General features: G+C 39.8%; 22 protein-coding genes, 2 tRNA genes and 1 pseudogene. 17 read left to right on the top strand and 8 right to left on the bottom strand.

Annotated features, from left to right (window positions below):
• Positions 1 to 161 precede the first annotated feature (161 nt).
• Positions 162 to 329, bottom strand: a pseudogene (locus CDG76_RS39625) (nitrogenase molybdenum-iron protein alpha chain); the annotation flags it as partial.
• A 217-nt stretch (positions 330 to 546) separates the two neighbouring features.
• Here CDG76_RS39625 and CDG76_RS16065 point away from each other — a divergent pair.
• Complete coding sequence (locus tag CDG76_RS16065) at positions 547 to 1,848, top strand: site-specific integrase (protein ID WP_094349960.1); 1,302 nt, start codon at positions 547 to 549, stop codon at positions 1,846 to 1,848.
• Positions 1,849 to 2,042: 194 nt separating this feature from the next.
• Here the strand turns inward: CDG76_RS16065 and CDG76_RS16060 are convergent, their stop codons facing one another.
• Positions 2,043 to 2,324: a hypothetical protein gene (locus CDG76_RS16060; RefSeq protein ID WP_094349959.1), complete on the bottom strand. Its 282-nt coding sequence runs from the start codon at positions 2,322 to 2,324 to the stop codon at positions 2,043 to 2,045.
• A 231-nt stretch (positions 2,325 to 2,555) separates the two neighbouring features.
• On the opposite strand from CDG76_RS16060, the gene CDG76_RS16055 reads away from it, so the two are divergent.
• From CDG76_RS16055 to CDG76_RS16045, 4 genes are read left to right on the top strand one after another with little or no spacing between them, the layout of a single operon-like run.
• Positions 2,556 to 6,224: an NB-ARC domain-containing protein gene (locus tag CDG76_RS16055; protein ID WP_094349958.1), complete on the top strand. Its 3,669-nt coding sequence runs from the start codon at positions 2,556 to 2,558 to the stop codon at positions 6,222 to 6,224.
• Positions 6,225 to 6,235: 11 nt separating this feature from the next.
• Positions 6,236 to 6,376 (top strand): hypothetical protein, encoded by a 141-nt coding sequence (locus CDG76_RS37350; RefSeq protein ID WP_190240864.1) that lies wholly within the window; start codon positions 6,236 to 6,238, stop codon positions 6,374 to 6,376.
• A gap of 9 nt (positions 6,377 to 6,385) precedes the next feature.
• Positions 6,386 to 6,802 carry a XisH family protein gene (locus CDG76_RS16050; protein ID WP_094349957.1) on the top strand — a complete coding sequence of 139 codons (417 nt, stop codon included), beginning with the start codon at positions 6,386 to 6,388 and terminating at the stop codon, positions 6,800 to 6,802.
• Positions 6,790 to 7,128, top strand: a complete 339-nt coding sequence (locus tag CDG76_RS16045; RefSeq protein WP_094349956.1) for a XisI protein — start codon at positions 6,790 to 6,792, stop codon at positions 7,126 to 7,128. The genes CDG76_RS16050 and CDG76_RS16045 overlap by 13 nt, the downstream gene beginning before the upstream one ends.
• A 65-nt stretch (positions 7,129 to 7,193) precedes the next feature.
• On the opposite strand, the gene CDG76_RS16040 is transcribed toward CDG76_RS16045, so the two are convergent.
• A complete protein-coding gene (locus tag CDG76_RS16040) occupies positions 7,194 to 7,733 on the bottom strand; it encodes a DUF2267 domain-containing protein (protein ID WP_094349955.1) in 540 nt (179 codons plus the stop codon).
• A 249-nt stretch (positions 7,734 to 7,982) separates the two neighbouring features.
• On the opposite strand from CDG76_RS16040, the gene CDG76_RS16035 reads away from it, so the two are divergent.
• Together CDG76_RS16035 and CDG76_RS16030 are read left to right on the top strand one after the other, a co-directional pair.
• Positions 7,983 to 8,780, top strand: coding sequence for a dienelactone hydrolase family protein (locus CDG76_RS16035; RefSeq protein ID WP_094349954.1), 798 nt, complete (start codon positions 7,983 to 7,985; stop codon positions 8,778 to 8,780).
• A 169-nt stretch (positions 8,781 to 8,949) separates the two neighbouring features.
• The gene (locus CDG76_RS16030; RefSeq protein WP_094349953.1) at positions 8,950 to 9,423 is read left to right on the top strand and encodes a hypothetical protein; all 474 of its coding nucleotides are present in this window, start codon (positions 8,950 to 8,952) and stop codon (positions 9,421 to 9,423) included.
• A gap of 159 nt (positions 9,424 to 9,582) precedes the next feature.
• Here the strand turns inward: CDG76_RS16030 and CDG76_RS16025 are convergent, their stop codons facing one another.
• Positions 9,583 to 10,230: a class I SAM-dependent methyltransferase gene (locus tag CDG76_RS16025; protein ID WP_094349952.1), complete on the bottom strand. Its 648-nt coding sequence runs from the start codon at positions 10,228 to 10,230 to the stop codon at positions 9,583 to 9,585.
• 188 nt (positions 10,231 to 10,418) lie between these two features.
• Here CDG76_RS16025 and CDG76_RS36225 point away from each other — a divergent pair, with 188 nt between their 5' ends.
• Positions 10,419 to 10,622, top strand: a complete 204-nt coding sequence (locus tag CDG76_RS36225) for a hypothetical protein (protein ID WP_143854102.1) — start codon at positions 10,419 to 10,421, stop codon at positions 10,620 to 10,622.
• 8 nt (positions 10,623 to 10,630) lie between these two features.
• Here the strand turns inward: CDG76_RS36225 and CDG76_RS16020 are convergent, their stop codons facing one another.
• Entirely contained in the window at positions 10,631 to 12,817 is a 2,187-nt protein-coding gene (locus CDG76_RS16020) for a sensor histidine kinase (protein ID WP_094349951.1), read from the bottom strand.
• A 437-nt stretch (positions 12,818 to 13,254) separates the two neighbouring features.
• Between CDG76_RS16020 and CDG76_RS16015 the strand changes: the two genes are divergently transcribed.
• The gene (locus CDG76_RS16015; protein ID WP_094349950.1) at positions 13,255 to 14,151 is read left to right on the top strand and encodes a glycoside hydrolase family 75 protein; all 897 of its coding nucleotides are present in this window, start codon (positions 13,255 to 13,257) and stop codon (positions 14,149 to 14,151) included.
• 388 nt (positions 14,152 to 14,539) lie between these two features.
• Here the strand turns inward: CDG76_RS16015 and CDG76_RS16010 are convergent, their stop codons facing one another.
• From CDG76_RS16010 to CDG76_RS15995, 3 genes are all read right to left on the bottom strand, one after another.
• Positions 14,540 to 14,965 (bottom strand): hypothetical protein, encoded by a 426-nt coding sequence (locus CDG76_RS16010; RefSeq protein ID WP_094349949.1) that lies wholly within the window; start codon positions 14,963 to 14,965, stop codon positions 14,540 to 14,542.
• Positions 14,966 to 15,568: 603 nt separating this feature from the next.
• On the bottom strand, positions 15,569 to 16,528 hold the full coding sequence (locus CDG76_RS16000; protein ID WP_094349947.1) for an orange carotenoid protein N-terminal domain-containing protein: 960 nt from the start codon (positions 16,526 to 16,528) through the stop codon (positions 15,569 to 15,571).
• An 852-nt stretch (positions 16,529 to 17,380) separates the two neighbouring features.
• Entirely contained in the window at positions 17,381 to 18,034 is a 654-nt protein-coding gene (locus tag CDG76_RS15995; protein WP_094349946.1) for a TraX family protein, read from the bottom strand.
• A 296-nt stretch (positions 18,035 to 18,330) separates the two neighbouring features.
• On the opposite strand from CDG76_RS15995, the gene CDG76_RS15990 reads away from it, so the two are divergent.
• The 8 genes from CDG76_RS15990 (at position 18,331) to CDG76_RS15960 (ending at position 24,821) form a co-directional block, all read left to right on the top strand.
• Positions 18,331 to 18,909, top strand: a complete 579-nt coding sequence (locus tag CDG76_RS15990) for a hypothetical protein (protein ID WP_094349945.1) — start codon at positions 18,331 to 18,333, stop codon at positions 18,907 to 18,909.
• 23 nt (positions 18,910 to 18,932) lie between these two features.
• Entirely contained in the window at positions 18,933 to 19,079 is a 147-nt protein-coding gene (locus tag CDG76_RS37345) for a hypothetical protein (protein ID WP_190240863.1), read from the top strand.
• 166 nt (positions 19,080 to 19,245) lie between these two features.
• A tRNA-Thr gene (locus tag CDG76_RS15985) sits at positions 19,246 to 19,321 on the top strand.
• 1 nt (position 19,322) lies between these two features.
• Positions 19,323 to 19,397 (top strand) — tRNA-Met (locus CDG76_RS15980).
• A 745-nt stretch (positions 19,398 to 20,142) separates the two neighbouring features.
• On the top strand, positions 20,143 to 21,666 hold the full coding sequence (locus CDG76_RS15975) for a slipin family protein (protein ID WP_190240868.1): 1,524 nt from the start codon (positions 20,143 to 20,145) through the stop codon (positions 21,664 to 21,666).
• Between the two features lie 93 nt (positions 21,667 to 21,759).
• Complete coding sequence (locus tag CDG76_RS15970; protein ID WP_094349943.1) at positions 21,760 to 22,707, top strand: DUF4238 domain-containing protein; 948 nt, start codon at positions 21,760 to 21,762, stop codon at positions 22,705 to 22,707.
• Between the two features lie 143 nt (positions 22,708 to 22,850).
• On the top strand, positions 22,851 to 23,774 hold the full coding sequence (ppk2, locus tag CDG76_RS15965) for a polyphosphate kinase 2 (protein WP_094349942.1): 924 nt from the start codon (positions 22,851 to 22,853) through the stop codon (positions 23,772 to 23,774).
• A 165-nt stretch (positions 23,775 to 23,939) separates the two neighbouring features.
• Positions 23,940 to 24,821, top strand: a complete 882-nt coding sequence (locus CDG76_RS15960) for a DUF5677 domain-containing protein (protein ID WP_094349941.1) — start codon at positions 23,940 to 23,942, stop codon at positions 24,819 to 24,821.
• Positions 24,822 to 24,919: the final 98 nt, after the last annotated feature.

Genomic DNA, 24,919 nt, shown 5'->3' with positions numbered 1-24,919 from the left:
TGAGGTGGGAGTGGGGAGTAGGGAGTGGAAATATGATTCAAAATTCAAAATGCAAAAATCAAAATAAATTTTTAATCTTTCAATTTTGAATTTTGTATTCCCAACTCCCCCCTGGGGTTTTAGCCCCAGGTTATCCTTACTTATCTCACTCTCCCATTTCCCTAAACGGCAGCCTTAGCCTTAGCTTCAGCCTTCTTAGCGTTAGCTTTTTCATTCCAAGGAGCGCCAATTAATCCCCAGGTTGGGCTGTTGAGTGCCAAGTCCATATCACGAGCGAAGATGGCGAAGCCGTCATAACCGTGATAAGGGCCGGAGTAATCCTTTTTGTGGTTTAATTCTTTTCAACTGTCTAATGTTTGCAGTAAACAGTGTCAGCAATAAGCATTGTTCGCTGATAACACATTTATTTTTAGGCTAAATATAGGCTAAAAACACAGCATAACTAGGTTCAGGACTCACGCATCATCTAAATGTTGTCCTGAACCAAGGCGATTAAATCGCCCATTTTTTTGCTCATCTCTGCAAGCACAGCAGCAAAAAGAACACATGAGAACGAAAGTACTACTGGAATTAGAGAAAGTTAATCTGCGTTTAAAGTCTGCAAAGGCTAAAGTAACAATTAGAGAATCGAATGGAAGTCTGCAATTAAGAGCGACGTTACCAATTAAACCGGGAGACAAGGACAGTAATGGGACTGGGAGAAAGCAATACAATCTCAGCTTGAATATTCCCTCTAATTTAGATGGACTCAAAACGGCTGAGGAAGAAGCTTATGAGTTAGGCAAGTTAATCGCTCGGAAAACTTTTGAATGGAATGATAAATATTTAGGAAATGAGGCAATTAAAAAAGATTTTAAAACTATAGGAGAATTACTCGAACAATTTGAGAATGAGTATTTTAAAACTCATAAACGCACAACTAAAAGTGAACATACTTTTTTTTATTATTTTTCCCGAACAAAGAGATTTACGAATCCCAAAGATTTAGCGACTGCTGCAAATATGATAAGTTCAATTGAACAAATCGATAAGGAATGGGCTAAGTATAATGCAGCTAGAGCGATCGCAGCATTTTGTGTGACATTCAATATCGAAATTGATTTATCGAAATATTCAAAAATGCCGGAGAATAATTCCCGAAATATACCGACCGATGCAGAAATATCTGAGGGAATTACCAAGTTTGAAGATTACCAACATAATAGAGGTAATCAAGTTAATCAAAATGTTCAAGATAGCTGGCAACTTTGGCGCTGGACGTATGGAATGTTAGCAGTTTTTGGTTTACGTCCACGGGAACTTTTTATTAATCCCGATCTTGATTGGTGGTTGAGTCAAGAAAATCTAGATTTGACATGGAAAGTTCATAAGGATTGTAAGACTGGTGAGAGACAAGCATTACCATTACATCGGCAATGGATTGATGACTTTGATTTGAGAAATCCTAAATATGTAGAGATGTTGGGGAGTGCGATCGCAAAAAAAGATAACACTAATCATGCTGAGATAACGGCATTAACACAGCGAGTTAGTTGGTGGTTTCGCAAGATAGGATTAGATTTTAAACCCTATGATTTACGTCACGCTTGGGCAATTCGGGCGCATATTTTGGGAATACCAATTAAAGCGGCGGCAGATAATTTGGGGCATAGTGTGCAAGTTCATACGCAAACTTATCAGCGTTGGTTTTCGTTAGATATGCGGAAGTTAGCGATTAATCAGGCTTTGAGTAAGAGGAATGAAGTTGAGTTGATTAGAGAGGAAAATGCTAAGTTAAAGGTGGAGAATGACAAGTTGAGGTTGGAGATTGAGAAGTTGAAAATGGAGTTGGTTTATAAGCGTAGTTAAAAATCAAGTGGACTCCGTACACCTCTACTACATTTTGAATACATGGATATAAAGTGTAATTGTAGAAGTAGCAATTACTTCATGAGCATTTTAAGTAAAGAGCGATCGCTAGCTGTCGATTTACCTAAAATTTGGTATCGTTGCAGGAGAGGATAGCAATCGCATTTACAGTTGAGTTACGAGCTATCAGTAAATTATTTGGTTTTTACATCTCGCTTTTGTAGCATTACAGGTACAAATATCTTGTTATATTCAGCTAAAGCAAGAATGAGAAACGCAATAGCTAGGATGATGGCGGCTGGAAGTCCCCCATATTGGAGTAATGCAATTGTATCTGATTGTTCCAAAGGTGAGATGATGGCTTTTTCAGTCGTACAAACAAGTTTTTCTGGTTTCGCTGTTGTTGTTTGGCAGCGCAATAGCTGATTTGTTTGTTGTTGCTGTTGAATAGTTTCAGAGACTAAAGAGTAATTCATAAATATATTCAATCCTTTAATCAGATTTTAAGATGTAATGACCAACAAATACATTCTATAAGCTGCTTCTGAAAAAGTCCCAGAAAATAATTTCCAGTAAATAAAATATAAGCGGAAAAATTTTTCCGCTTTTGAAAATAACCGGAAAACATATACATTCTCAAGCCCATTCAGTTAAACTGAATCAAAATATGCCAAATTATAAGACGGTTTAGGAAGATAACAGTAACTATGAAAAGCTGGCACACATTTTTAAGAACGGAGGTGTTTCCTCAAGAACGATATGGATTAACCAAAACTGAGCAAGCCATTCTTTTGTCTAAATTCCCTAGCCAAGAAACTGTCAGAACTAACAAACTGGTTGCAGAGCAAGCGATAGAAGATGATGAATTGCCTCATAATCCAGAGACCGTTAGAAAGCATATGTGGACAATATACAATGAGCGGTTCTGTCCAAAAGATGGCAAGGAAGGTTTTCCGGGCTATAAACAGAAAAGGCAAAATAAAGATCAACAATTTCTTGCTTGGTTAAAACAACAGTATTTGCAATGGCTGCAAACTTCTAACTTTGATACTCCACTTCAGTCAGCTTCAGAGGCTAACGATCTAATTCAAGTATCCCCGGCAGCATTAGGAAAACTCAGCAGTCATATACCAGATTTACCATTAAATTTCTTACCACGCTTTGATGCACTCAAGGAAGTCAAAAAGTTAGTACTTGATGGCACTAATCAGCCAGTAGCCGTTACTGGAACTGCCCTTAGAGTTGGAGTGCAAGGTATGGGCGGAATTGGCAAATCAGTCTTGGCAGCAATGCTAGCACGGGATGAGGAGGTGCGGCATAGTTTTCCCGATGGCATCTTGTGGGTAACACTTGGTCAAAATCCAGCACTTACCTTACGGCAATTAGATTTAGCCAAAATGCTGGGCGATAGTTCACAGATGTTCCAAGATGTTCAACAGGGCAGAGTTCACTTGAGCGAATTGTTAGCAGATAAAGCTTGCTTGTTGATTCTAGATGACGTGTGGCAAAGCAAACACGCTGAGGCATTTAATGCACTAGGGCAGAAGTGTAAGATGTTAATTACAACACGTGACAATAAAGTACTTCAAGAATTGGGTGCTGTTGGATATTTGCTAGGTTTGCTGGAGGATGAAGAGGCGCGAACACTCTTGGCATTGTGGGCAAAACAAGAGAAAGAAACATTACCTGTTGAAGCACATGAAGTGGTACGAGAATGTGGTAAGTTGCCTTTGGCGCTAGCAATGATTGGTGCATTAGTGCAAGGTAAGCCAGACCGTTGGGGCAATCTGCTGCACAAGCTTTGTAGTGCTAATCTAGAAAAAATTAGGCATCAGTTTCCTGATTACCCTTATCCAAACTTGCTGAAAGCGATTCAAGTCAGTATTGAGGCATTAGATATTGATATCCAAAAGCGCTATTTAGATTTTGCCGTTTTTCCAGAAGATACGCCTATTCCTGAAGCTGTGTTACAAACTTTTTGGAAACCGGAAGGGCTAGATGAATTCAACACGCAAGATGTGGTAGATGTGCTAGTAGAGCGATCGCTAGCACGGCGTGATGATAAAGGATGTTTAACTTTGCATGACCTCCAGTATGACTATGTGCGTAAGCAAGCTGGTGATTTGCCTGCATTGCATAACCGTTTTGTGAATTCTTACTCTTCACGTTGCTCAAATGGCTGGCATACTGGCCCAAATGATGGCTATTTTTTTGAAAACTTAGCTTACCATCTACATGAATCTGGGCGAAAACAAGAACTGTATGAACTGCTAACTAAATCCCCAGATTGGATGGAAGCGAAATATATTGCTTGTACAGGTGATGCAGCCTATGTTGCTGACTTGGAATTGGCAATAATTGACTTTACCGATCCGTTAGAAGCAAATCAATTGTTAACGCTGACTCAACTCCAAACAGCAAGGCAAGTAGTAAATCAAAGAGTAATTAATTATAGCGATACAGATTTAGAAACTCTAGTCTGGTTGGGGCATGAAAATGAAGCTGTTAGCTATGCACGTTTGCGAGAGTTTCCTGAAAGGAAGTTTAACGGCTTATTAGCTGTTTTTAAAGCACTACAAAAGAGAGGAGAGGTTAACTATTGTCTTTTGAAGGAACTAAAAGAATTAGCTTTATCAATTCAAATGAGAAGTCGGGATAAAGCAAACATATTAGTAAATTTAGCAGTAGCTATATCCCAAACTGCATATCAGACAGAAAGTTTAACAGTAATTGAAGAATCTGAAAATTTTATTAACAGTAGAAGTTTAAATGAAGCGTATGTGTTAACAAAACTAGCAGAAGCCTTAGATAAAATAGGACAGAATAATAAGGCAAGTAAAGCCTTTGTTCAAGCAGAGGAAATTGCACTTGTTGAACAACATTTCTGGTTTAAAGCATTTTATTTAACAAATTTAGTAACTACTCTTGCTCAAGTACGTCGCTTTACTGAAGCTAAACAAGTAGCAAATAAGATTGAGATTGATTGCTGGAAAGTACAAGCATTAAGTGAATTAACTAAAGCACTGATTGATGAAGCATTAGGTAAAGAGGCAGAAGCAATTTTTACAGAAATTAAAGCCTTGATAGAAGCTAATAATTTACATTCTGCTCATAACCATGAACAATGGACGGATGCATTGGGTAAATTTGCAGTAACGTTAGCTCAAGTTGGATATAAAAAAGACGCTAATAAATTCTTCACAAAAGCTCGAAAATTTATTTATGAGAGTCCTTGGTGGTGCTGTGACAGATCTAAAAATCGTTTAGTATATCACTTGGCTCAAGGTGGACGTTTCCATGAAGCTTATGAAGTAACTTGTACTATTCCTAAAAGCAGTGGGATACAAGCAGAAGCTTTGAGTGCATTAGCAAATGCTTTAGCGCAAGTGGGGCGGACTAAAGAAGCCATAAAAATCTTTACAGAAGCCAAAGAAGCTGCCCGTATTACCAGAGATAGATTGGCAGTAGCAGCAATGGGTAATCTAGCAGTCGTAATGAAAAAGGCTGGATACAAAGCAGAAGCAGAGGGTATCTTTATCAAAATAAGGGATATTGCGAATAACGAAGATGAACACGAACAGGTAGATATATTGAGTACATTAGCTATTGCTTTTGCTCAAGTTGGACACTTCAGTGAGTTACAGGAAGTTCTTCAGATGATTCTGTCAGACAATCCATACCGTGTCAATGCACTTAGTGCATTGGCAGTTGCTCTTGAGTTAGATGGGCAAAAAGTTGAAGCAGATAGAGTTTTTCAAGATATTCAGGAATTTGCTCATAAACCTATGACCATTAGATCAGTTTATGCACCACCACAAAGTACGTTAGTAAAAGCATTAGCTCAGGTAGGTCGTTTTAAGCAAGCTATGGAAAACACGCTTCATATTAATGACGATTTACAAAAAGCGCAAGCATTATGTGCTGTAGCAGCAGCCTTAACTAATGCAGGGCTTGAAGCTGAGGCAAATAGAATATTTATGGAGGCTAAAGCATCTACCTATGCTGTTGAAAACTGGGGGCGCAGAGAGTCAGCAGTGTGGACATTTGCAGCTGCATTATCTCAAGCAGGACATTTCGATTTAGCTAAGAAAGAAGTTCAACCGTTAATCGATAATGGCTTCCATCGCTCGGAAGGACTAAGCGGTTTAGCAGCGCCGAGCGCAAACATTGGGCACTTTGTTGAAGCATTCACCACACTTGGATTGCAAAGACTCGATAAATTTTTATACGATCTGAGTGAATGGGCATCAGCATTTGAGAAAGTTCAGCCAAGCTTATCGTTGGAGGTTATGCGAGAAGCAGTTTGCATTGCCGGGTGGGTACGTCCCCACTGGAAAGAAATTTCTCAACTTTTTCCTGAGATCACAAATAGCTGAATTTTAAAATAGTGCGATCGCCCTTTCTCTCCAACACAGCAAGCGATCGCCTTCGGGTTATGCAAAGCCAAATTGTATCTACACCTGGTGCTGCTTTAGTGGGATGCACGATAGAATTTAAGCAAAAGAAAAGACTTTATCCTTCTGGTTAGCTGTCTACGATGTCTGCAAGAAATAGGTTTCATGAACTGGTTAGAACTGCCCTTGAGAAGGATGGGTGGATAATTACTCATGATCCGTATCACATTGATTTAGGGTTTGTTGATTTTTACATCGACTTGGGTGCAGAACTGTTGCTAGCAGCGACAAAGGATGAGGAAAAGATTGCAGTTGAAATCAAAACGTTTTTAACACCCTCAACAATTTCTGAGTTCCATACTGCAATTGGACAATTTATTAACTACCGCATTGCTTTGGAAGATGATGATCCAGAGCGGCAATTGTATTTGGCAGTTCCGCTCGACGTTTATAAGCGATTTTTCAGATATCCATTTATTCAAACGGTCATTGTCCGTAACAAAATTCCCCTTTTGGTGTATGACACACAAAAACAGGAGATTGCAGAATGGATAAGCTAATTTTGTATCGTGAACTAATTCAGAAATTATTGACGGCGCGAGGAAAGTTGCGTTCTGAGAGCGATCCAATAGAAAGTCAAACCATTTTTGATACTACAAAAGACCACTATCAGCTTGTGCATGTGGGATGGAAGGATAGTAGTACCCGGATTTATGGCTGTGTGCTGCATATAGATATCAAGGATGGAAAGATTTGGGTGCAGCATGACGGAACGGAGGATGCGATCGCAGATCAACTCGTGAGCGAGGGAGTGCCTAAGCAAGATATTGTGATAGGATATCATGCACCTCATGTAAGGCAGTATACAGAGTTTGCTGTAGGCTAAATCTATTTAAAAAGCCTGTTTGCGATCGCTACCCACAAACAGACTTGACTTTTTTATACTTCTAATTAAGCTTGCTCCCAAAGCTGACGTATATAATCAGGGAGGCAGCCAGCAATTTCCTGAATCCGCTCTTGGGAAAGTTGATCTTTGGTAGCAGAAAATACCGCTTTAACTGCCTGTTCGGCGTCGACTGATCCTGGAACCCCTCCTTCATTCGCAACTCGCGTTAGAAATAGCTTGGAATCAATTCCAAGGGGAGCTGGGCCTCTTAAAGGTTGACGGATTTTACTTAAAAATCTCACAACAGGATTGGTGTCTTTCCAGAGTTCAGCCACTTCTAACTGGAGTGCTTTTTCATCTGTAGGTATAGCTTCTGTATGCAGTTCTGACTCGACGCGATCGATTGTGTCCGCGGTCATTAAGTCACGCATAACGCGATACACAACTTCGGTAAAGTCTCTTGCGTCATACAAATCCGCAAATCCGCTTCTAACCATGACCTTTTCAAGAAAGGAGTGATGTTCATCAGCGATCGCAGTTCGATTATCTTCAATCTCTGTTGGGTCAACTTCTGGAATATTTGTTCTAAAACTTTGATCTGGCATTGTTTTTCTTGTGGTTATTAATTTTGAGTCTTTATGCTTACTTTATGTAAGGTCGCACAAATCAAAAACCCTTGTAATCTTCCAGAAGTTTGAGATGGTATCCATTCAAAAGTTAGAAATTTCTTTGATCTGCTTATAGCTGTAAAGTCATGGTTGAGGTGAGGAGAGCAATACTTCTGATGTTTGTGGCCGTCTGTGTCGAAAACCAGTCAAAATAAATGAGTTGGTATAAAAGCAGCCAAAACGAAGATGGTAGAAACAACAAACGTTGAAATTAACACTTCCTATGTCAAAGTACCCAACGATGACTTAGAAATCGATGCTTACTTAGCTCAACCAGCACAAAGTGGAACCTTTGGCGCAGTTATAGTTTTTCCAGAAATTTTTGGAATCAATAGTAATATTCGAGATATCACCGAACTAATCGCTAAACAAGGTTATGTAGCGATCGCCCCGGCGATGTATCAACGTATTGCTCCCGGTTTTGAGGCTGACTTTAGCCCTGAAGATATTGGGTTTAGTCCAGAAGCATATCGGCTGGGGTTGGAATATTATCAACAAGTGAAGTATCAAGAGATATTCAGCGATATTCAAGCTACCATTACTTACCTCAAAACTTTACCCAATGTCAAAGATGATGCCATCGGTGTGATTGGTTTCTGTTTTGGCGGTCATGTTGCTTATATGGCTGCGACTTTACCCGATATCAAAGCCACAGCTTCCTTTTATGGTGGCGGGATTACCACTCCTAGTTATGGTGAATATACTCCAACCATTAATCGCACCTACGAAATTAAAGGTACTATTTATGCCTTTTTTGGGATAAGAGATACATTAGTTTCTCAGGAAGAAAACGAGCAAATTGAGGCAGAATTAAAGAAACATCACATAAATCATCGTGTATTTCGATACGACGCCGGACACGGATTTTTTGCTGGATTCTTTAAAGACAAGTACCCATTTATGGAACAACACCCAAGTTATAATCCTGAAGCAGCTCCTGATGCTTGGCAACATGTTTTAGAACTGTTTCAAAACAACTTGTGAGAAATCCGGGAATCGCATCGATCATGCAAGGTGCGTTACGTGAACAACAACAAACCCTGCCTTAGTAAGCTATGTGTCAGCCAGGGGCATACCGAAAATTATATGTATTCTAAAAAAATATACATAATTATTTGTACAATAAACAGATATATAATTTCCGTCTTCGTGTATGCCTTTATTCTTAGAGCAAGTTGAAAAGACAATACAAGAAATCGACTGTCTTGCTGACCCTTTAAGTCAGCGATATGGACGTTTACTTAACTGGCAAAATCCACCTGATCCGTTTTGGCATTATGGGATTGGTCTGTCAGATACACGCATTTTTGATACAGGTCGTGGGTTGTGTTCCTTTGAAAGAAGGGAGTCAAAATTCGTTGTTGGCATTGACCATATTGCTTTTGAGCCGAAGCAAACAATTGAGCGGCTCAAACAAGCCCTTCATGTTTTTGCTAATTGGGAGTATACTTTCACTGGGTGGAATTGTGAACATCTTGGTCGATTAGTTGCAACAGATGAACCAAGATGTTATCAAAGTAGTTTCATTTGGTGGTTGTCCGATATGACTCCTGAAGGAAACCACAAAACCGCACATCAAATTTTTCGAGATTACCTGAAGAAGGTCGATCCTAGTCTTACTCGGTAGTGCCATCGCTTGATCGCGTAGGAATTGTTTTTCAACCAGCCTCCGTAAGCACAGCCTATTTACCCCTAACGATCAACTCGAATTAAAATATCTGCGTAGATACGAAGCAGCCTTTTGTAGACATCGCACTCATTGGACAAGAGTGCGATCCTATTGCCTTTAAGCTTTGGAGTTTTTAAGCAGTAATTGACAACCACATAAAAATGGGTTTGGACTTTCTATGCGATCGTCTGCAAGCACTTCAATGGCAAGCTTGCTGTTGTAAATCAATTCGTCATAATCCATCAATGCATCCCACTTGATCTTGCCAGTTGGGAAGCCTACCTGTGAACTACTATCTGATATTAATTCTTGCCATTTCTGAATCTCTGGATCTTGTGATTTGCAGTAATCGAGAATGGCAATCAAGGCACCAGGCTTAGTAACTCGCAGGATCTCTGCAAGGGCGCGGACTGGATCGCTAACGACACAGAGGGTAAATCCCGATGCTGCTGCATCAAAAGTGTTATCAGGAAAATCAAGATTGCAGAGATCCGATACCTTGAAGGTGATGTCTGCGGATACGCGCTTTTTACGTGCTTCATCCATCATCTTCTCAGAAAGATCGACACCGACGACACTTACACCTTCAGGATAGGCTGGAAGATTAAGACCAGTTCCTACCGCAGCATCCAGGGCAGTTTGTCCTGGTTTTAGCTGCAAGGAAGCAATTAAGGGTTCGCGCTCGATGTGCCAGTAATGCTTCATAATTGCGTCATAATCCACCGATACCCGATCGTAGGTTTCAATCACCTGATGTATTTGCATAGATTTTTTAACAAGCAGAACTACTGATTTTAACTATCTGTTCAACTGTATAATCTGTTAGCACCGAAAACTTGCATATTCTCTGACCAACAAAAAAACTTCATTGTATATTCTCTGACCAATAAAAAAACTTTATAATAGACATATTCTCCGATATCCTTTGACCGAACAATATCTATAGCAGCGAAGTGACAAGAGCGGTTGGTGTATTATCAAAAATAGCGAGCGATCGCTCTAAACAGCAAATCATTGTTCAAGCTTCGGAAATTAGCAAAGGTATTGTTACTAACAGCACTTTACAAGTCAATGAAGTACACCCCTCCTCAACTTGCAATCTGCTGTATAATCCAAAACTCTCTACATCTTCCTGTTCCCCCAAGCCTCAGCCATAATTCATAGTTCAACCATTCCTTAGTCCCAGAGGAATCTGAATGATAAACTCGGTTCCTTTTCCAGGAGTTGAGAAACACTCTAGTTTACCGCCATGTTTTTCTGTGACGATTTGATAGCTGATAGACATACCCATTCCGGTTCCTTTGCCAACGGGTTTGGTGGTGAAAAAGGGATCGAATATTCGTTGCTGAAATTCTTGAGAAATACCAACTCCATTATCAGCGATCGCCACTTCCAACCACATTAAATTAACTACCGATGTGCGAATCTTAATTTGGCTGGGATTTTCCTTAATTTCCTGATAGGTAAGCTTAGTATTATTTTCTTCTAACGCATCAATCGCATTTACTAAAATATTCATAAATACCTGATTGAGTTGTCCGGCATAGCATTCTACTAGGGGTACAGTGCCGTAGTCTTTAATCACCTCAATTTCAGGCTGTTCTGGTTTAGCTTTCAGGCGGTGCTGTAAAATCATCAAAGTACTGTCGATGCCTTCATGAATATCGACACGTTTAAATTCCGCTTCATCAATGCGAGAGAAATTCCGCAGCGACAGTACAATTTGACGAATGCGATCGGTGCCTACTCTCATCGAAGACAACATTTTTGGCAAGTCTTCCTGCAAGAACTCTAAATCGATGTCTTCAGCAGCGGTTTGAATTTCAGTAGCAGGGTAGGGATTATATTGCTGATACAACTGCATCAGTGCTAATAAATCCTGAGTATATTCCTGCACATGGGCGAGGTTGCCATGAATAAAGTTAACTGGATTATTAATTTCGTGTGCGACTCCAGCAACTAGTTGTCCCAAACTAGACATTTTTTCACTTTGAATAACTTGAGATTGAGTGCGCTGCAATTCTCCTAATGCATTTTTAAGTTCAGTAGTGCGTTCTTCTACCCGTTCTTCTAGTTCTTCTTTGCTTTTCTCTAAAGCACTAAAGGATTCGTGTAATTGCCCTGCCATCTGGTTGAAAGAGTTAGATAGGGTATTAAGTTCTTGAATGGGGCTAGTTTCTAATGTCTGATTGAAATTACCAGATGCCATTGCCTCACTTGCCCAATTCAAGCGCAGAATCGGGCGGACAATCCAATGAGAGGTAAACACGCCCATCACAGAGGCAACGACTAATGCGGCAAAACAAAGAGCGATCGTGGTACGTGTGTTGGCGTTAATTTGCGCCATGAATGCGTTTTCTGGCACACTCACTACCATCAGCCAATCCAAGCCATATTTGTCACGCCAAGGTAAAACATGGACAAAATGCCGTTTTCCTTCCATCTCAAGTTTAAAATCTGTGTCTTGGGTGATAGACCCAAACCCAGAGGTTTGGAAGTGTCTGCCAACATTCTGGATTATTGGGTCAGAACTATCGATCGCTCGCAACCGCCGGATCTCTTGATTAACCACAACAAAAGGCTTCTCTGTACCGGAACTAGCAATTAATGTGCCATCCCGCTCCAAAAGGAACACCTGCCCAGATTGACTAATATTCAAATTGCGTAAAAAATCGCTGAGTTTCAATAGGTGAATGTCTGTTGCAATCATTCCTAATAAGCGATTTTGCGAATCATAAATCGGACGACTAGCAGAGGCGCTGATGAAAGGCCCCGTTGGCAAATTTGCAGTCACAATCTTTCCCCAAATAGGTTTACCAGCAGCGATGGGTTGGGTATACCAAGATTCAGTAAAATTGTTCCAAGTCCATTGAGTATTTATTTGAGTTCGATTACCTTGATTATCTGTGGCATAAGTGGAAGTATTATTGGGAAACTTGGCAGTCCAATCATCAATGGTAATAGTTTTGCCATTATAACAAGCAGCTCCTAGCCCCTCACCCGTTGTTAGTCCAATACCAATATAAGTCAGGTCATAAGCCTGCATCTGATCCCAGAAATACTTGCCAAGGGTTTGGCGATCGCGCACATCCAATAGTCCCCTGCGAATAGCATCTGCGTTGATCTGATTAAGGGTTTGCGGAATGGAAAGATAAGACTTCAGGTGTTCATCCAGTACATCGCTGGTACGATCTATCACCTGTTCGGCTAGGTCGTTAACTGCTCTTTGTCCATTTTTAAAGGACAAATAACCTACTAAGCTGACCGCTGCAAAAATTTGGATAAGGAAGGGAACAATAAGAACAATCTGTAATGGGAACGCCTTAGCTTTGCTGAGATAGTGAGTCTTCATTGCTGGAAGCTGAAAGTTGTGCTGATTTGATTTGCTTTTATAGTTCCCAAGATGTTCGCATACTCACCTTTGTTTAAATTTTTTTGTCAAGTCAAAGGCGGCTTTAGGGTGGAATGGTACTTTCTTAAGCAAAAATTGCTGCCCAGATCCTCAACTTCTACTCTCCGGGTGTCGGTAAGAAGTCAAGGATCGAAATCCAGTGATTTAGTAAGTGACATTTAGATTTAGGGTGCGTTGCGGGGGTTCCTTCTCCTATATTCGCCTTTAAGAGCAAGGAAAATCAGGTATTGTCCGCCCAACTGACTCCTTGTTGTCGCAGCTGACGCGACACAAAAAATCAGAGTTTGAGATGTTCTAGATATTAGCAATAGCATCAGCACAAAATTTGGTTTTTTAATGTAGTTTCATGAGTTCAATTTTCAAATTTGGAGTAGTTTATGCAGCAATTTCAAGTAACATCAGATAGTTTGAATATACGTTCAGCACCGATGGTTGATGAAGCTAATCAATTAGCATCTCTTCCAAAAGGATATATTGTATCTAAAATAAAAAATTCCGAGAATGACAAGTGGTGGAAGGTGGCAACTATTATTGAAGGAAAAACTTTAGAAGGTTTTGTCGCTCAAAAATTCCTGAGTCCAGTCACAAAATTTTCGATCAAGACTGTGCTTAAAATTGGTGAAATTCCTATTCTCCAGGCAAATGGAGAATCTGCATTTTTCTATGAAGCAGGGATGAGCATTAATGCTGATGGTGCGCCTAATGCTTATCACCCCGCAGATAGAGGGATTGATTTTTTGGCAAATGCTGGGTATTCAGATAATTGGTGGGCACTAGCTGTAGATAAAAACGGCAATCCATTTATTCAAAGTAGTACCGATCCATATCCTGGATACTATATTTCTACAACTGCATTATTCGACTCTGGATTTGTTAAACAAGATCCACGTCGCTATGTTGATTCAACAAAGATTCCGTATATTGTGCTTCCGGGAAATGGTGATTTTAGAAAGGCTACAGGCGTTAAATTAGGAGATTTTGCAGTTGTTTACAACACTAACAATGAAAAACTCGCTTTTGCAATTTATGCTGATGTTGGGCCTAAAAACCAGATTGGAGAGGGTTCAATAGCTTTGTCTCAGGCTGTTGGAAACGATCCATTAGTACAATCAAGAGTCAGGCGAGGAATTGCCAAGGATATCGTTTATATTGTTTTTCCAGGTTCTGGGAATGGAAAGGCAAGAACAATTTCAGAAATAGAAGCTGAAACTAAACGGTTTTTTGAAATATGGGGTGGCGTAGAACGGATAAAGACTCTAGACAATAAAGTTTAGATCAGCCCAAAACCCTAATGTAGAGACGCGATTCATCGCGTCTTGAAATACCAATTATTTACACCAATAACTTTTAACCCAAGCGTATTGCTCTATAATATCATGTCCGCATAATTAGTTATGCTAACCACAGTCATTACACCCCACCCCCAACCCCTCCCCGCCTGCGGGGAGGGGAGACAAAGCGTAGCTTTGGCGGGGTGGGGTTCTTCGGGTTTAATAAGCAATCAAGCGGACATGATATAAGAGTGTACCTGATGCAAATTCAATTGCAATAGAGACGTAGCAGTGCTACGTCTCTGTTTTTGGAGAGCAATGTCTACGACAAGCCACTTTACATCTACGCAATCATTTTTGCTTGAAAAATTTTTGAGGATAATAGCAGATTTTAAGTTATCGCTGCTGGTTTCTTTCCATTCTTGCTCTCCACACTGCCAACGAATGACGGTTGCTCATCACTGACAGTTAACGACTCGCCTCGCAGTCCCTTCCGACGCTGATTTTTAGGAACTCCTCCCGCCATACCGTACTCCACACTGCTTTTGCCATATCGGGTCCCTACCGCCATTAGCATGTGTTCGGTCATATCTCCCAACTCGCCTTCTGTTTCTAGCATTTCACGATACAATTTATCCAAGCTGGAAAGGGCACTATTATATGCATTTTCTCTAGTTCGCATCGTTTCGATCAGGTTTGAAAAGGCAGGTAAGGTAAGTCCATTGCCTAAATCTAAACTCGGATCTATTGAGTTGATGCTAGCTGCACGGCGCACTGCTTTTTCTAAAACTAGGGAAGTTCTTTTTCTCCGAGCCATGATCTACACCTTCTAATAGAGTACGGTTAATATTCTTTACCTTAAAAGGCTTACGTATATATTAGCCTGAGGGAATTCTGGCAAATCTGTAATAGTTTTTGCTACAAGTGCGATATTTGTCAGAAATGCGCAAAATACTGAATTGAGAAAGCAAAAGCTGCTTTTGAGTAAGTAAAAGCTGCTTTTGCTTGCGGAAAACACCAAAATGAGAAAGTAAAAGCTGCTTTTGCTTGCGGAAAACACCAAAATGAGTAAGTAAAAGCTGCTTTTGAGTAAGTAAAAGCTCATTTGACTTGCGGAAAACACCAAAATGATTAAGTAAAAGCTTATTTTGAGTAAGTCAAATGCCATTTTGCTTACTAAATTTGACTTTATCTATATTTTTGCGCTGCAATGACTAGTCTTGATCGTTGTGATGGTAGTGCGATCGCAAGCAGAACATAACGCTTTTTTGGATCTGGAAAATGTAGCTGATGTTGATTTATAACACTAGCTTACCTACAATTAACTAAAGCTCGGTTCACCTATAACCGAGCTTTAATTGGGATTTTATTTGATGATGATGATCCCGTTTAGAGGATGTTTTAAAAAAGCAAAGAAATATTACTTACGAGTTAGGTTAAGCAGTTCTTTGGGAGAAGCAAGTAAATCAATAGCCACGAAGTAAATTTGACCTTGAGGATCGAGTAAAAATCGCCAAGCAATGTTCATCCCAACATTACCCCCAAACCAAGGAGTTTCGACCGTACCAGTAATTTTATGCTGTGTATAACCATCTTCTATGGTTTCCGAAACGCCTTTGGTTGGCTTCATCACTAACCCTTGTCCCTCATCTCGTAGATAGGAAGTGATTGCTTCTCGACCAACAATTGGTTTTTGGAATGGTGGTTGCAGCGCACCATTGTTAGCAAATAAAGCAACAGCAGCTTCAAAGTTATCTGCATTCATCGCTTCAATGTATTTCAGCACTGTCGGTTCTGTAACTCCCTCAATAGTAAATTGGGGACTTAGAGATGCACGTGGAAACTTAAAGTTTATGACTTCTGCCTGTTTGTTATCAGTCACAGACGGATCGAAGCCCATATTTACTACAGTATTGCGTAGTACAGTAATTTGCTGACTCTGATCGATTCTCTGAACAGCTTCTAGCACTGCTTTAACTTGAGTTGACATTTGATAGCCAACTGGCATAGGAGCAACGATACCCTCTTTCATCCACTCTCCTAACTGCCACCAGAATCCCAGCTTGGCGTTGACACCAAAGTATGCATAGGAACGGCTAATAGGAGTATCAGCATTACTCGCTAAATCTCTCATTAATTGCGTTTGTTCTTCATGAGACATCCGCTTAATATCGTTGAATATACCTTCCATTAATTGGAGATTTGCTTTTCCGGGAGCAGCTGGAGTAATTGTACGACCTACTTCAGCGTAGGCATACCAGAGAAATGCCAGTTGCTCCTCAATGTTGAGTTTAGCAAACATTGCTGTAGTAGCTGGAACAGCATCTGCCACTTGAGTGCTAGAGAAAATATTGCGTGCGGAATCGATAGTATAACTCATGCTTATTACCTTAAAGATTTAGCTATTTAGTAGTTGCTTTCGGCTACAATCTTGCAGCTTAGGGAATAAATCTAGAGCATTTTTCCTGGATGACACAATTATCTCTAGATATCCAAATCCGAATCATTATCATTCACTATGGCATCATAACTGGTAAACGTTAACAAAAGACTAAGGTTTAGAAGATTTATCTGATGACTATCATTGAAGGAAATGTATATCCACTATTTTTTTCAAATTTATAGTTTAATAAAAGTTTTGTTTTGAATAACATATCTTCCTAAAGAAAGATATGTTGCTATATATTATCTATCTATATATATAAATGTATCTGCATCTTAGACTTTTTGAGCAATAAAAATACAATTGCTCAATTGCTCAACTTTGTTTAAAACTGGCCGATAGTATTTCAGATAGTGAGGCACATTGTGGGATGCAGGATTTCTGCCAGATTTATATTCCACCAGAGGCTATTGCTTGAGCGATCGCAGATGCAATCGAACAACCTGATGACATGGATGTTAGCAAAATTCTTATGCGCCTCACCGCCAGCCCTTATTGATTTTAAAGGGTCGGATACTAGGTTAAAGAAAAATTTATTTTATTTGCGATCGCCGTTTAGTTAGGGGATGCTTTGCCTCAATTCGTGAAGCCAATTGTTTTGAGGTTATCCGTAGGGCAATATAGTCCAATACGGTTCAGTTAAGGCTAAAACTCTTTGTCAAAGTCAATTTTTTTAACGAACCACAGAGGCGCAGAGGACACTGAGAGAAGAAAGAAATGCTTAACTGAACTGTATTGCAATATAGTCAGTCAATCTTACCTGGACTGGATTAATATAGTCAGTCAATCTTACCTGGACTGGATTAAATAATTGATTATACCTAAAATTATCAAATGAGCCGGGTAGAACAAATAAAACCATTTAGCTCGTGAACCTTGTTTACCATTGAATTGAAAAACAATGAGTCCTGCAAAAATTGCCCAACCTTGAAAGATATTAAGCATAGATAGGATTACTAAAATAAAAAAGTGAAAGATGCACCAGTAGAGCAACCATATTCTGGGTTTGAGTTTGTCTATTAGGGACATCAAGAAAATTACTCCAATCCCATAAGTTCCATATTCAGCGCCCAAACTCTCGGCAACTACTGCACACAAGCCGATAATTATTAATTGCTGCCATAATTGTGGGTAACGCTTTACTAAGCGCAACATCACAAGTCCCAAAATAAGCGTGAATAGAATATTAAGTGATAAGCTCTGGAAAACAATACTATAGATTGGCTGAGATATTATTGCTGTAATTAATAGTCTCCCCCCATAACGGTGTACATTATGGGTATGTTTTTCGCCTTCAGCCAGAAGCCATGCAAAGAGGGGAAAGCTCAATCGCCCCAACAAGTGCAAGATTACCAACTCTGGCATTAGCAAATAGCACACATGATCCATAACCATGAATACTGCTGCTAAGATTTTAATGTTAAAAGCTGAAACTTTAATCACAACGTTACAGTTACCTTGGATTCCTTGATATAAAATCCCGAAAAAAATTTTATTTTAATATAAGAGTTATTCAAAATCCTAGCAATTTGATAACATTAATAAAAAGGGCGATGTCTACGACGGTCACTGACTTGTACTGAGCGCAGCCGTTGGCGCAGCCTCTCGCAGAGAAGTAGCTTGTCGTACCACTTGCTACGGCACACTACGCGAACGTGGAAGCAAGCTACGCGCAGCCTCTCGTAGAGAAGTGCGGGCTGTTTGGTGACGCCCTCTTTAGCAGAGATAACAAAAACACTATGGCAAAGCGTAAGAAAAGCAATCTCCAGTGGATTAAAGAAACGCTTGAACTAAAACCTGATCATCGCTGGGAATCTCCATCAGGCTACAAAATCTTTGTAGCAGATCGAGGCGCTGTTCGTTTCAATGTTCCGCAGGATTGGGTTTTTGAGCCACAAGAGAAATCCTTTAAGTTCATGGATAAAAAACCGCCCAACGATGATTGCTGCCTAGAAGTATCTTTCAATCGTCTGCCACCCAATGACTGGAGCAAGTTTCCGCTAAAATCCACGTTGAAGAAAGTTCTGGAAGACGACAGCCGCAACATCATTTCTAAGGGAGAAATTATTACCGTCAAGCGTCAAACCGCCAGAATTGTCTGGACAGAGATGAAGTTCATTGACACTCAAGAAGAACCACGGGAAGCTTTTTCGCGGACTTGCATTGGTTTGGGGTCGAATGTTCAATGCTTAATTACATTCGATTATTGGGCAGATCAAGCAGAACAATTAATACCCGTTTGGGATGAAGCGATGCGTAGCCTGACGCTAGGGTTGTATATTCGTGACCCCATGACTGGTCTAGCTTTCCCAGACTGAGCTACAACCTGGATTTCTCACTTGTGAGAAATCCAAGGGGTGTGGGAGGTGTGGGAGGTGTGGGAGGTGTGGGAGGATGGGGAAGAAGTCTTACCCCCCACATTCCCCACACTCCTCTTCCCCTGAAGCCTACACTATGCGTGAGAAATCCGGGTACAAGAGTCAATTGAGGCGATATTTACGATGGGCGTAGTTGTAGCACCTCACAATTTCTATATGCTAAATTTGGAGCGGGATAGTAACAAAGTTACAAAGCTATGGTTTAGGTTCTATATGCCTAACTGGTGCGCCAAACTTTTGTATAAGCGTATGCCGCCGAGTACTTTAAACTATATTGCTTGATTAGCTCAGTTGGTAGAGCGATCGACTCGTAATCGATTAGTCACAGGTTCGAGTCCTGTATCAAACCCCAGAGGAAGTTAGCTCACTGGTAGAGCAATCGACTCATAATCGATGTGTTGTAGGTTCGATTCCTATACTTTCACCCAAAACCCTGTCCGGGTTAAAAGACAATACCCTTCCAAGGTAGCCAATATGGTACGGATCTTAACAGATTCGAGACCCCTCATTTTCTCAACTCTGCGGTGCAAGTGTTGTGCTGTCGGTCATCACTCATAAGGGTAATGTTCGGTAGCCACAGTTAAGGAGTAAGCGCAACTGCATTTCTCCCTAACTTGAGTATGTTCCTTCCTTTCCTACATCTAGTTTTCCTTCGGGATTCTAGATTGGCAAACGAACGGCATATTTGAGCGCGGTTCTTTTTCTAGATTGTCATTGAGTAGTCGGGGAAAATTAACAGCAATCTTAATCCAGCTTTGGAGAAGCTTTTGTCCACACCTGAACTGTAAACACTTGCACTGGCAGAGTAAAAAAAACTTTTGTAGTATATAGTAGTACAAATAATTAAAACCAATCCTTTAGCCTTTTTGACAAGGTTGTAAACTTCAATACTTAAGTTGTGTGACAGCGATTTGAATCGCAGTTGATATTTGAGTTCAAGCAAGGTTATAAATCAATACGCTTGGGTTAAGGCTAAAACTCTTTGTCAAAGTCAATTTTTTTTACGAACCACAGAGACGCAGAGGGCACTGAGAGAATAAAGAAATGCTTAACTGAACTGTATTGGGTTATAAATGTCTTTATCAAATCTTCTTAGCTGGTTGTGATCGCTACCCAACCCAGGCATTGCAAAGCTTATCTTAAATATCGTGCAAATTCTTTATGCAAATTACTATGTGGCAAACATTTTATATCAAACTTAACGAAATCGGCATCTTATATCACCGCAGCGACTTTAAGAAAATTTTGCAGCCAGGTACACACACATATTTTGGTCGGCATTGGCAAGTCAAAATTTATGACCTCAACCAGCCACAAGCTCAGATTGAAAACCTAGAACTGTTGTTGCGAAATCACGAAGCTGAACTGCAAAAACATTTATTGATTATCAGAACTGCATTTAACCAAGCTGCTTTAGTCCGTTGTGGTCAGAATTGGGTAAGCGTTGCACCAAATCAATTACGAGCTTTTTGGCGTGGTTTTATTGAGGTAGAATCTCATCTGTTCAACTTAGAAGAAAGCTTAGAATTACCTAGTTACTTTGTGCAGCAATTGCGTTCAGTTACCTTGAATGGACTGAAGAAGTTCCAAATCTCCGAGTCTGAGATTGGTTTGCTATATCTGCAAAATAATTTTGTGCGACCTCTAGAATCAGGAGAGTATGCTTTTTGGTCAGTAGATAGAGATGTTACAGTCCGAACTCTCAGCCGGATTATCCCTAACCCAGATTTTCCTTTGGAAGATGTACTCATTGAAAAACATCCCGACTTTATTGCTGCTTACTGTCAAACCGTGCAATTACTGAGTTCACAAGTTGCAATTGTGCGATATCGAGGTAAAGTGATTTCTATTTTGCCGCCTACAAGCCGCAAATTATTTTGGCAGGGTATTGCAGTGGAAATTCTCGACATCAGCGCTGATGCTCAGTTACAGCCTGCTTTAGTGGCTGAGTTGGTTGAGGGTTCAACAGAAGTGAAATTGCTCAGTCGTAACTGTTTGCATATTTGCCAAGTTCCCGCCCAGCACGTGGGACTAGTATACATTAATCAAGAGTTTCAAGGACTGCGATCGCCAGGGGTACACGCTTGGTGGTTATTTGGCCGCTCTTTTCAAACTGAAACCATCGACCTGCGACTACAAAATATGGAAGTATCCGGTCAAGATATCCTCTCTAAAGATAAAGTACCTCTGCGGTTAAATTTGACCGCAGGCTTTCGCATCCAAGACCCATTGAGAGCAAAAAACGGGTTATCAGATATTTCCGGCTTCTTATACAAAGAATTACAGTTTGCTTTGCGTGGTGCAGTTGGCGAACGCAACTTAGATGCTTTATTAGAAGATAAAGGTGCAATTGATAGAAGCATCTCTGAATACATTCGCCAGAAAGCCGCAGACTATGGAATTGAAGTTGATTCTGTAGGTGTCAAAGATATTATTTTACCTGGTGAGATTAAGGCTATCTTGAGCAAAGTAGTGGAGGCAGAAAAAACCGCTCAAGCCAACGTAGTTAGACGTAGAGAAGAAACGGCTGCTACCCGCAGTATGCTAAACACAGCCAAAGTGATGGAAGATAACCCCGTTGCGTTGCGTCTGAAGGAACTGGAAGTGTTAGAGCGGATTGCAGAGAAGATTGATCGGATTCAAGTTAACGGCAGCTTGGATAGTATTTTAACAGACTTGATTCGGATGAATCCGTAGCGATGACATCAATTATGTAGTGACTGTATTAAAAGTCAAGCTATCGCACTATATACTACTTAGATATCTCTTGAGATTAGAGGATTTATTTCAATGAATAAAGTTAAACAGCAGCACTTTGTACCTCAATTCTATTTAAGAAACTTTGCTAATGAAGATACATTATTTGTGTTGGATAAGATAGAAAAATCTATCTATCAATCTCATGTTAAAAACGTTGCCCAACAGAGATATTTCAATGATTTTCCTGATTCATTTTTACCTGAAGAATTGAAGGATAAAATAAAATATCAATTCATGGAGAATGATCTTGCTAAAGTAGAATTAAGATTTGGAGACTTTATAAAACAGATCATAAATTGTCTTGAAAAAATAGAAGAAAATAACTTATTTGATTCTCTTGGAGTTCTGGATGAAGAGGGAAAGAAAAAATTCTCTGCCTTTTTAGCACTTCAGTTGGTCAGGACAACTACGCCTAGAGGGCAAATTAAAGAAATATTTCAATCTTTAGATAATTTAAAGAAAAGAATGGATCGGGCACTATTCAATAATAAGATAGATATTCAAAAAGTTAGCTTTCCTTGTCCAGAACCTTCCAGTAATTCAATTTATTTTGATGATTTATTAAAGGTAGGCATAGAAGAAGACTCAATAGCACAGCATTTATTTTATATCTCTAATATTCTCGATCAAGGTTCTGATTCAGAGATATCAAAAAGATTATCAAGTCATATTTGGTTATTTGGTATAAACTCAACTTCCATTCCACTATGGACTTCAGATAATCCAATAGCAATCAAACAGCATGAGGATTTTGGAACTGGTCTGGCTTCACATGGTGTCCAAGTAGTTTATCCAATTACTTCTAAACATCTTCTAATTATGTTTGAATCAAACTTTTGGAATAAGCTCAATAGTTATGACAGAAGGAGCATTTTTCTATCAGAAGAAGATGTAAAATCGTATAACAAGCTACAAGCGAATCAATGCTATAGACAAACTTACTCCAGCGAGAAAAATTTTGAGCTTTTGCTAACCTGAATTCTAGCGTTCGCATCTCTTAATATTACATCTTTGGTACTGTTATACTTGCGAACGTGTATATTTACACTCAGTCTGCATTAAAATATATACTTCATAGATAAACTCTAATTATGCCGATTTAATGGCATGGGGTCACTGCAATGTCAATTGATGAAGTTGAAAACCAGCAAAATAATGATCTAGTTCAAACTGCTACAGACTTAGTAGAAAAACTAGTAAAGGCAAAAGATAAGAAAAAATCTAAGAAATCCAAACGGATTTTTGATGGTAGTACTGAAACTTTTGCCAAGAAAATTCCCAAAAAGACTTTTGAAACTGAACTAGAGCAACTCCAGATTGAGCTAGTCAAAATGCAATACTGGATTAAGCACGTCGGCTATCGGGTTGTCGTCATCTTTGAAGGCCGCGATGCAGCCGGCAAAGGAGGAGTAATTAAACGCATTGCCGACCCACTCAATCCTCGTGGCTGTCGTGTAGTTGCTCTGGGAACTCCCTCTGATCGCGAGAAAACTCAGTGGTATTTTCAGCGTTACGTGCAACATCTGCCGACAGCAGGCGAAATTGTCCTCTTCGATCGCAGTTGGTACAATCGAGCCGGAGTTGAACGGGTGATGGGTTTTTGTACTGAAGCAGAATATCAAGAATTCATGCAATCTTGCCCGGAATTTGAACGAATGCTGGTGCGATCGGGCATTGTTTTAATCAAGTATTGGTTCTCCGTCAGCGATGACGAACAAGAGGAACGCTTTCTCTCTCGCAGTCACGATCCAGCAAGGCGCTGGAAACTCAGCCCAATGGATTTAGAATCACGCGATCGCTGGGTAGAATTCTCCAAAGCAAAAGATACCATGTTTGCTTACACGAATATTCCAGAAGCCCCCTGGTTTACCATTGAAGCAGATAATAAAAGACGGGCGCGGCTCAACTGCATTCATCATTTGTTGAGCAAAGTTCCTTACGAAGACATGACACCTCCTCCCTTAGAGCTTCCATCTAGACCTGTGGCTGAGGATTATGTTCGCGCCCCCCGCAATGAGCAGTTTTTTGTCCCTCAAGTGTATTAAGCAAAATCACTGTTGTATTGCAGCTTCTCGTTAATGATTAAATATAGGGAGAAGTCGAAAGGTATGTACAATTTTATCTATGGGTGTTGCATAGACACCGACTCCTGTGGAGAATCCAAATTTTGATAATAAATTCTTCTCGCGACAGTTTTTAAGTTAGACCTAATGACTAACACAGACTCGTCAAATATACGTCAAAAAACAGCACTACTCAGATTATTAACAGCTTTCAAGCGAAGGCTCAATGAACAAATTAATCTTTGTCAAAGTATTGTGTTTGAATATGGCACAGTTGACGCAATTATGGACAATGATTTTTCTCAAGAGTATGTTGTACATGATTATATATTTTACTGTTTTACCAAAGCGTGTAAAAGTTTGATGGCTGTATCAATTCTCCTTGAGAATAAACTACCTGAAGATGCGATGAGCTTATTACGTAGCGTCTATGAAAACTATCTGCACATCATATATGTGATCGAAAATCCAGAGAATATAGACGATTTTGTACATAAAAAGATTGGTCTTTATACAGGGCGCTTACAGCATCCAGTTTCTCAAAAAGGACGAAAGTTATCAAATCAAGTTATAGATACTGAAACTGGCGAAACTTTATCCTATGGTGTAGGTATATCAACTTTAGTTTCTCGAAGTAAGTATAAGTATGATCAAGCAGTTCATACAATCATGTTTCCATTCCTGAGTGAGCATACTCACCCTAATATGGTTGCTTCTGGCAATTATCGAGAGGATGATGACATACATTATTCCTATTGGCAAGCCTCAAACACTTTGCAAGCTGGTTTTTTTGCCCTTTATATAAGTACACTAATTTTAAGTGAGTCATTAACTTTTGAAGCATTAATTGAAGTCAAAGAAATCAAATATGAGTGCCGTCAAAGTATGAAGCTATGCAAGCGATTTCTGACTCTAATGGAGTTTCCAAATCAGTTTGACAGTTTACCAAACGATATACAAAATAGGCTCACAGAACTAGCTGATCATTTGAGTCGGCGTGAGCGTTGCTATTTGAAGCCATACACCTGATTCTTATGTGCTTCAATTTCGTTGACACATGATTGTGATCGCACTATCTCGTAAAGTAGTTTTATTAACACGCAATCATCGGGATTTGGGCAAAGTAC

Origin of the sequence: Nostoc sp. 'Peltigera membranacea cyanobiont' 210A (assembly GCF_002246015.1) — a bacterium.
Lineage (GTDB): Bacteria > Cyanobacteriota > Cyanobacteriia > Cyanobacteriales > Nostocaceae > Nostoc.
This window is presented reverse-complemented; position numbering and strand designations above follow the sequence as displayed.

Excerpts from the sequence above, each read along its gene's own strand:
- CDG76_RS16055 (WP_094349958.1), top strand. The coding sequence starts at position 2,556 with ATGAAAAGCTGGCACACATTTTTAAGAACGGAGGTGTTTCCTCAAGAA.
- CDG76_RS15975 (WP_190240868.1), top strand. The coding sequence starts at position 20,143 with ATGTGGCAAACATTTTATATCAAACTTAACGAAATCGGCATCTTATAT.
- CDG76_RS16025 (WP_094349952.1), bottom strand. The coding sequence starts at position 10,230 with ATGCAAATACATCAGGTGATTGAAACCTACGATCGGGTATCGGTGGAT.
- CDG76_RS16010 (WP_094349949.1), bottom strand. The coding sequence starts at position 14,965 with ATGGCTCGGAGAAAAAGAACTTCCCTAGTTTTAGAAAAAGCAGTGCGC.
- CDG76_RS15970 (WP_094349943.1), top strand. The coding sequence starts at position 21,760 with ATGAATAAAGTTAAACAGCAGCACTTTGTACCTCAATTCTATTTAAGA.
- CDG76_RS16035 (WP_094349954.1), top strand. The coding sequence starts at position 7,983 with ATGGTAGAAACAACAAACGTTGAAATTAACACTTCCTATGTCAAAGTA.
- CDG76_RS16045 (WP_094349956.1), top strand. The coding sequence starts at position 6,790 with ATGGATAAGCTAATTTTGTATCGTGAACTAATTCAGAAATTATTGACG.
- CDG76_RS16040 (WP_094349955.1), bottom strand. The coding sequence starts at position 7,733 with ATGCCAGATCAAAGTTTTAGAACAAATATTCCAGAAGTTGACCCAACA.
- CDG76_RS16000 (WP_094349947.1), bottom strand. The coding sequence starts at position 16,528 with ATGAGTTATACTATCGATTCCGCACGCAATATTTTCTCTAGCACTCAA.
- CDG76_RS16060 (WP_094349959.1), bottom strand. The coding sequence starts at position 2,324 with ATGAATTACTCTTTAGTCTCTGAAACTATTCAACAGCAACAACAAACA.
- CDG76_RS15960 (WP_094349941.1), top strand. The coding sequence starts at position 23,940 with ATGACTAACACAGACTCGTCAAATATACGTCAAAAAACAGCACTACTC.
- ppk2 (WP_094349942.1), top strand. The coding sequence starts at position 22,851 with ATGTCAATTGATGAAGTTGAAAACCAGCAAAATAATGATCTAGTTCAA.
- CDG76_RS15990 (WP_094349945.1), top strand. The coding sequence starts at position 18,331 with ATGGCAAAGCGTAAGAAAAGCAATCTCCAGTGGATTAAAGAAACGCTT.
- CDG76_RS16065 (WP_094349960.1), top strand. The coding sequence starts at position 547 with ATGAGAACGAAAGTACTACTGGAATTAGAGAAAGTTAATCTGCGTTTA.
- CDG76_RS16015 (WP_094349950.1), top strand. The coding sequence starts at position 13,255 with ATGCAGCAATTTCAAGTAACATCAGATAGTTTGAATATACGTTCAGCA.
- CDG76_RS16050 (WP_094349957.1), top strand. The coding sequence starts at position 6,386 with ATGTCTGCAAGAAATAGGTTTCATGAACTGGTTAGAACTGCCCTTGAG.
- CDG76_RS16030 (WP_094349953.1), top strand. The coding sequence starts at position 8,950 with ATGCCTTTATTCTTAGAGCAAGTTGAAAAGACAATACAAGAAATCGAC.
- CDG76_RS16020 (WP_094349951.1), bottom strand. The coding sequence starts at position 12,817 with ATGAAGACTCACTATCTCAGCAAAGCTAAGGCGTTCCCATTACAGATT.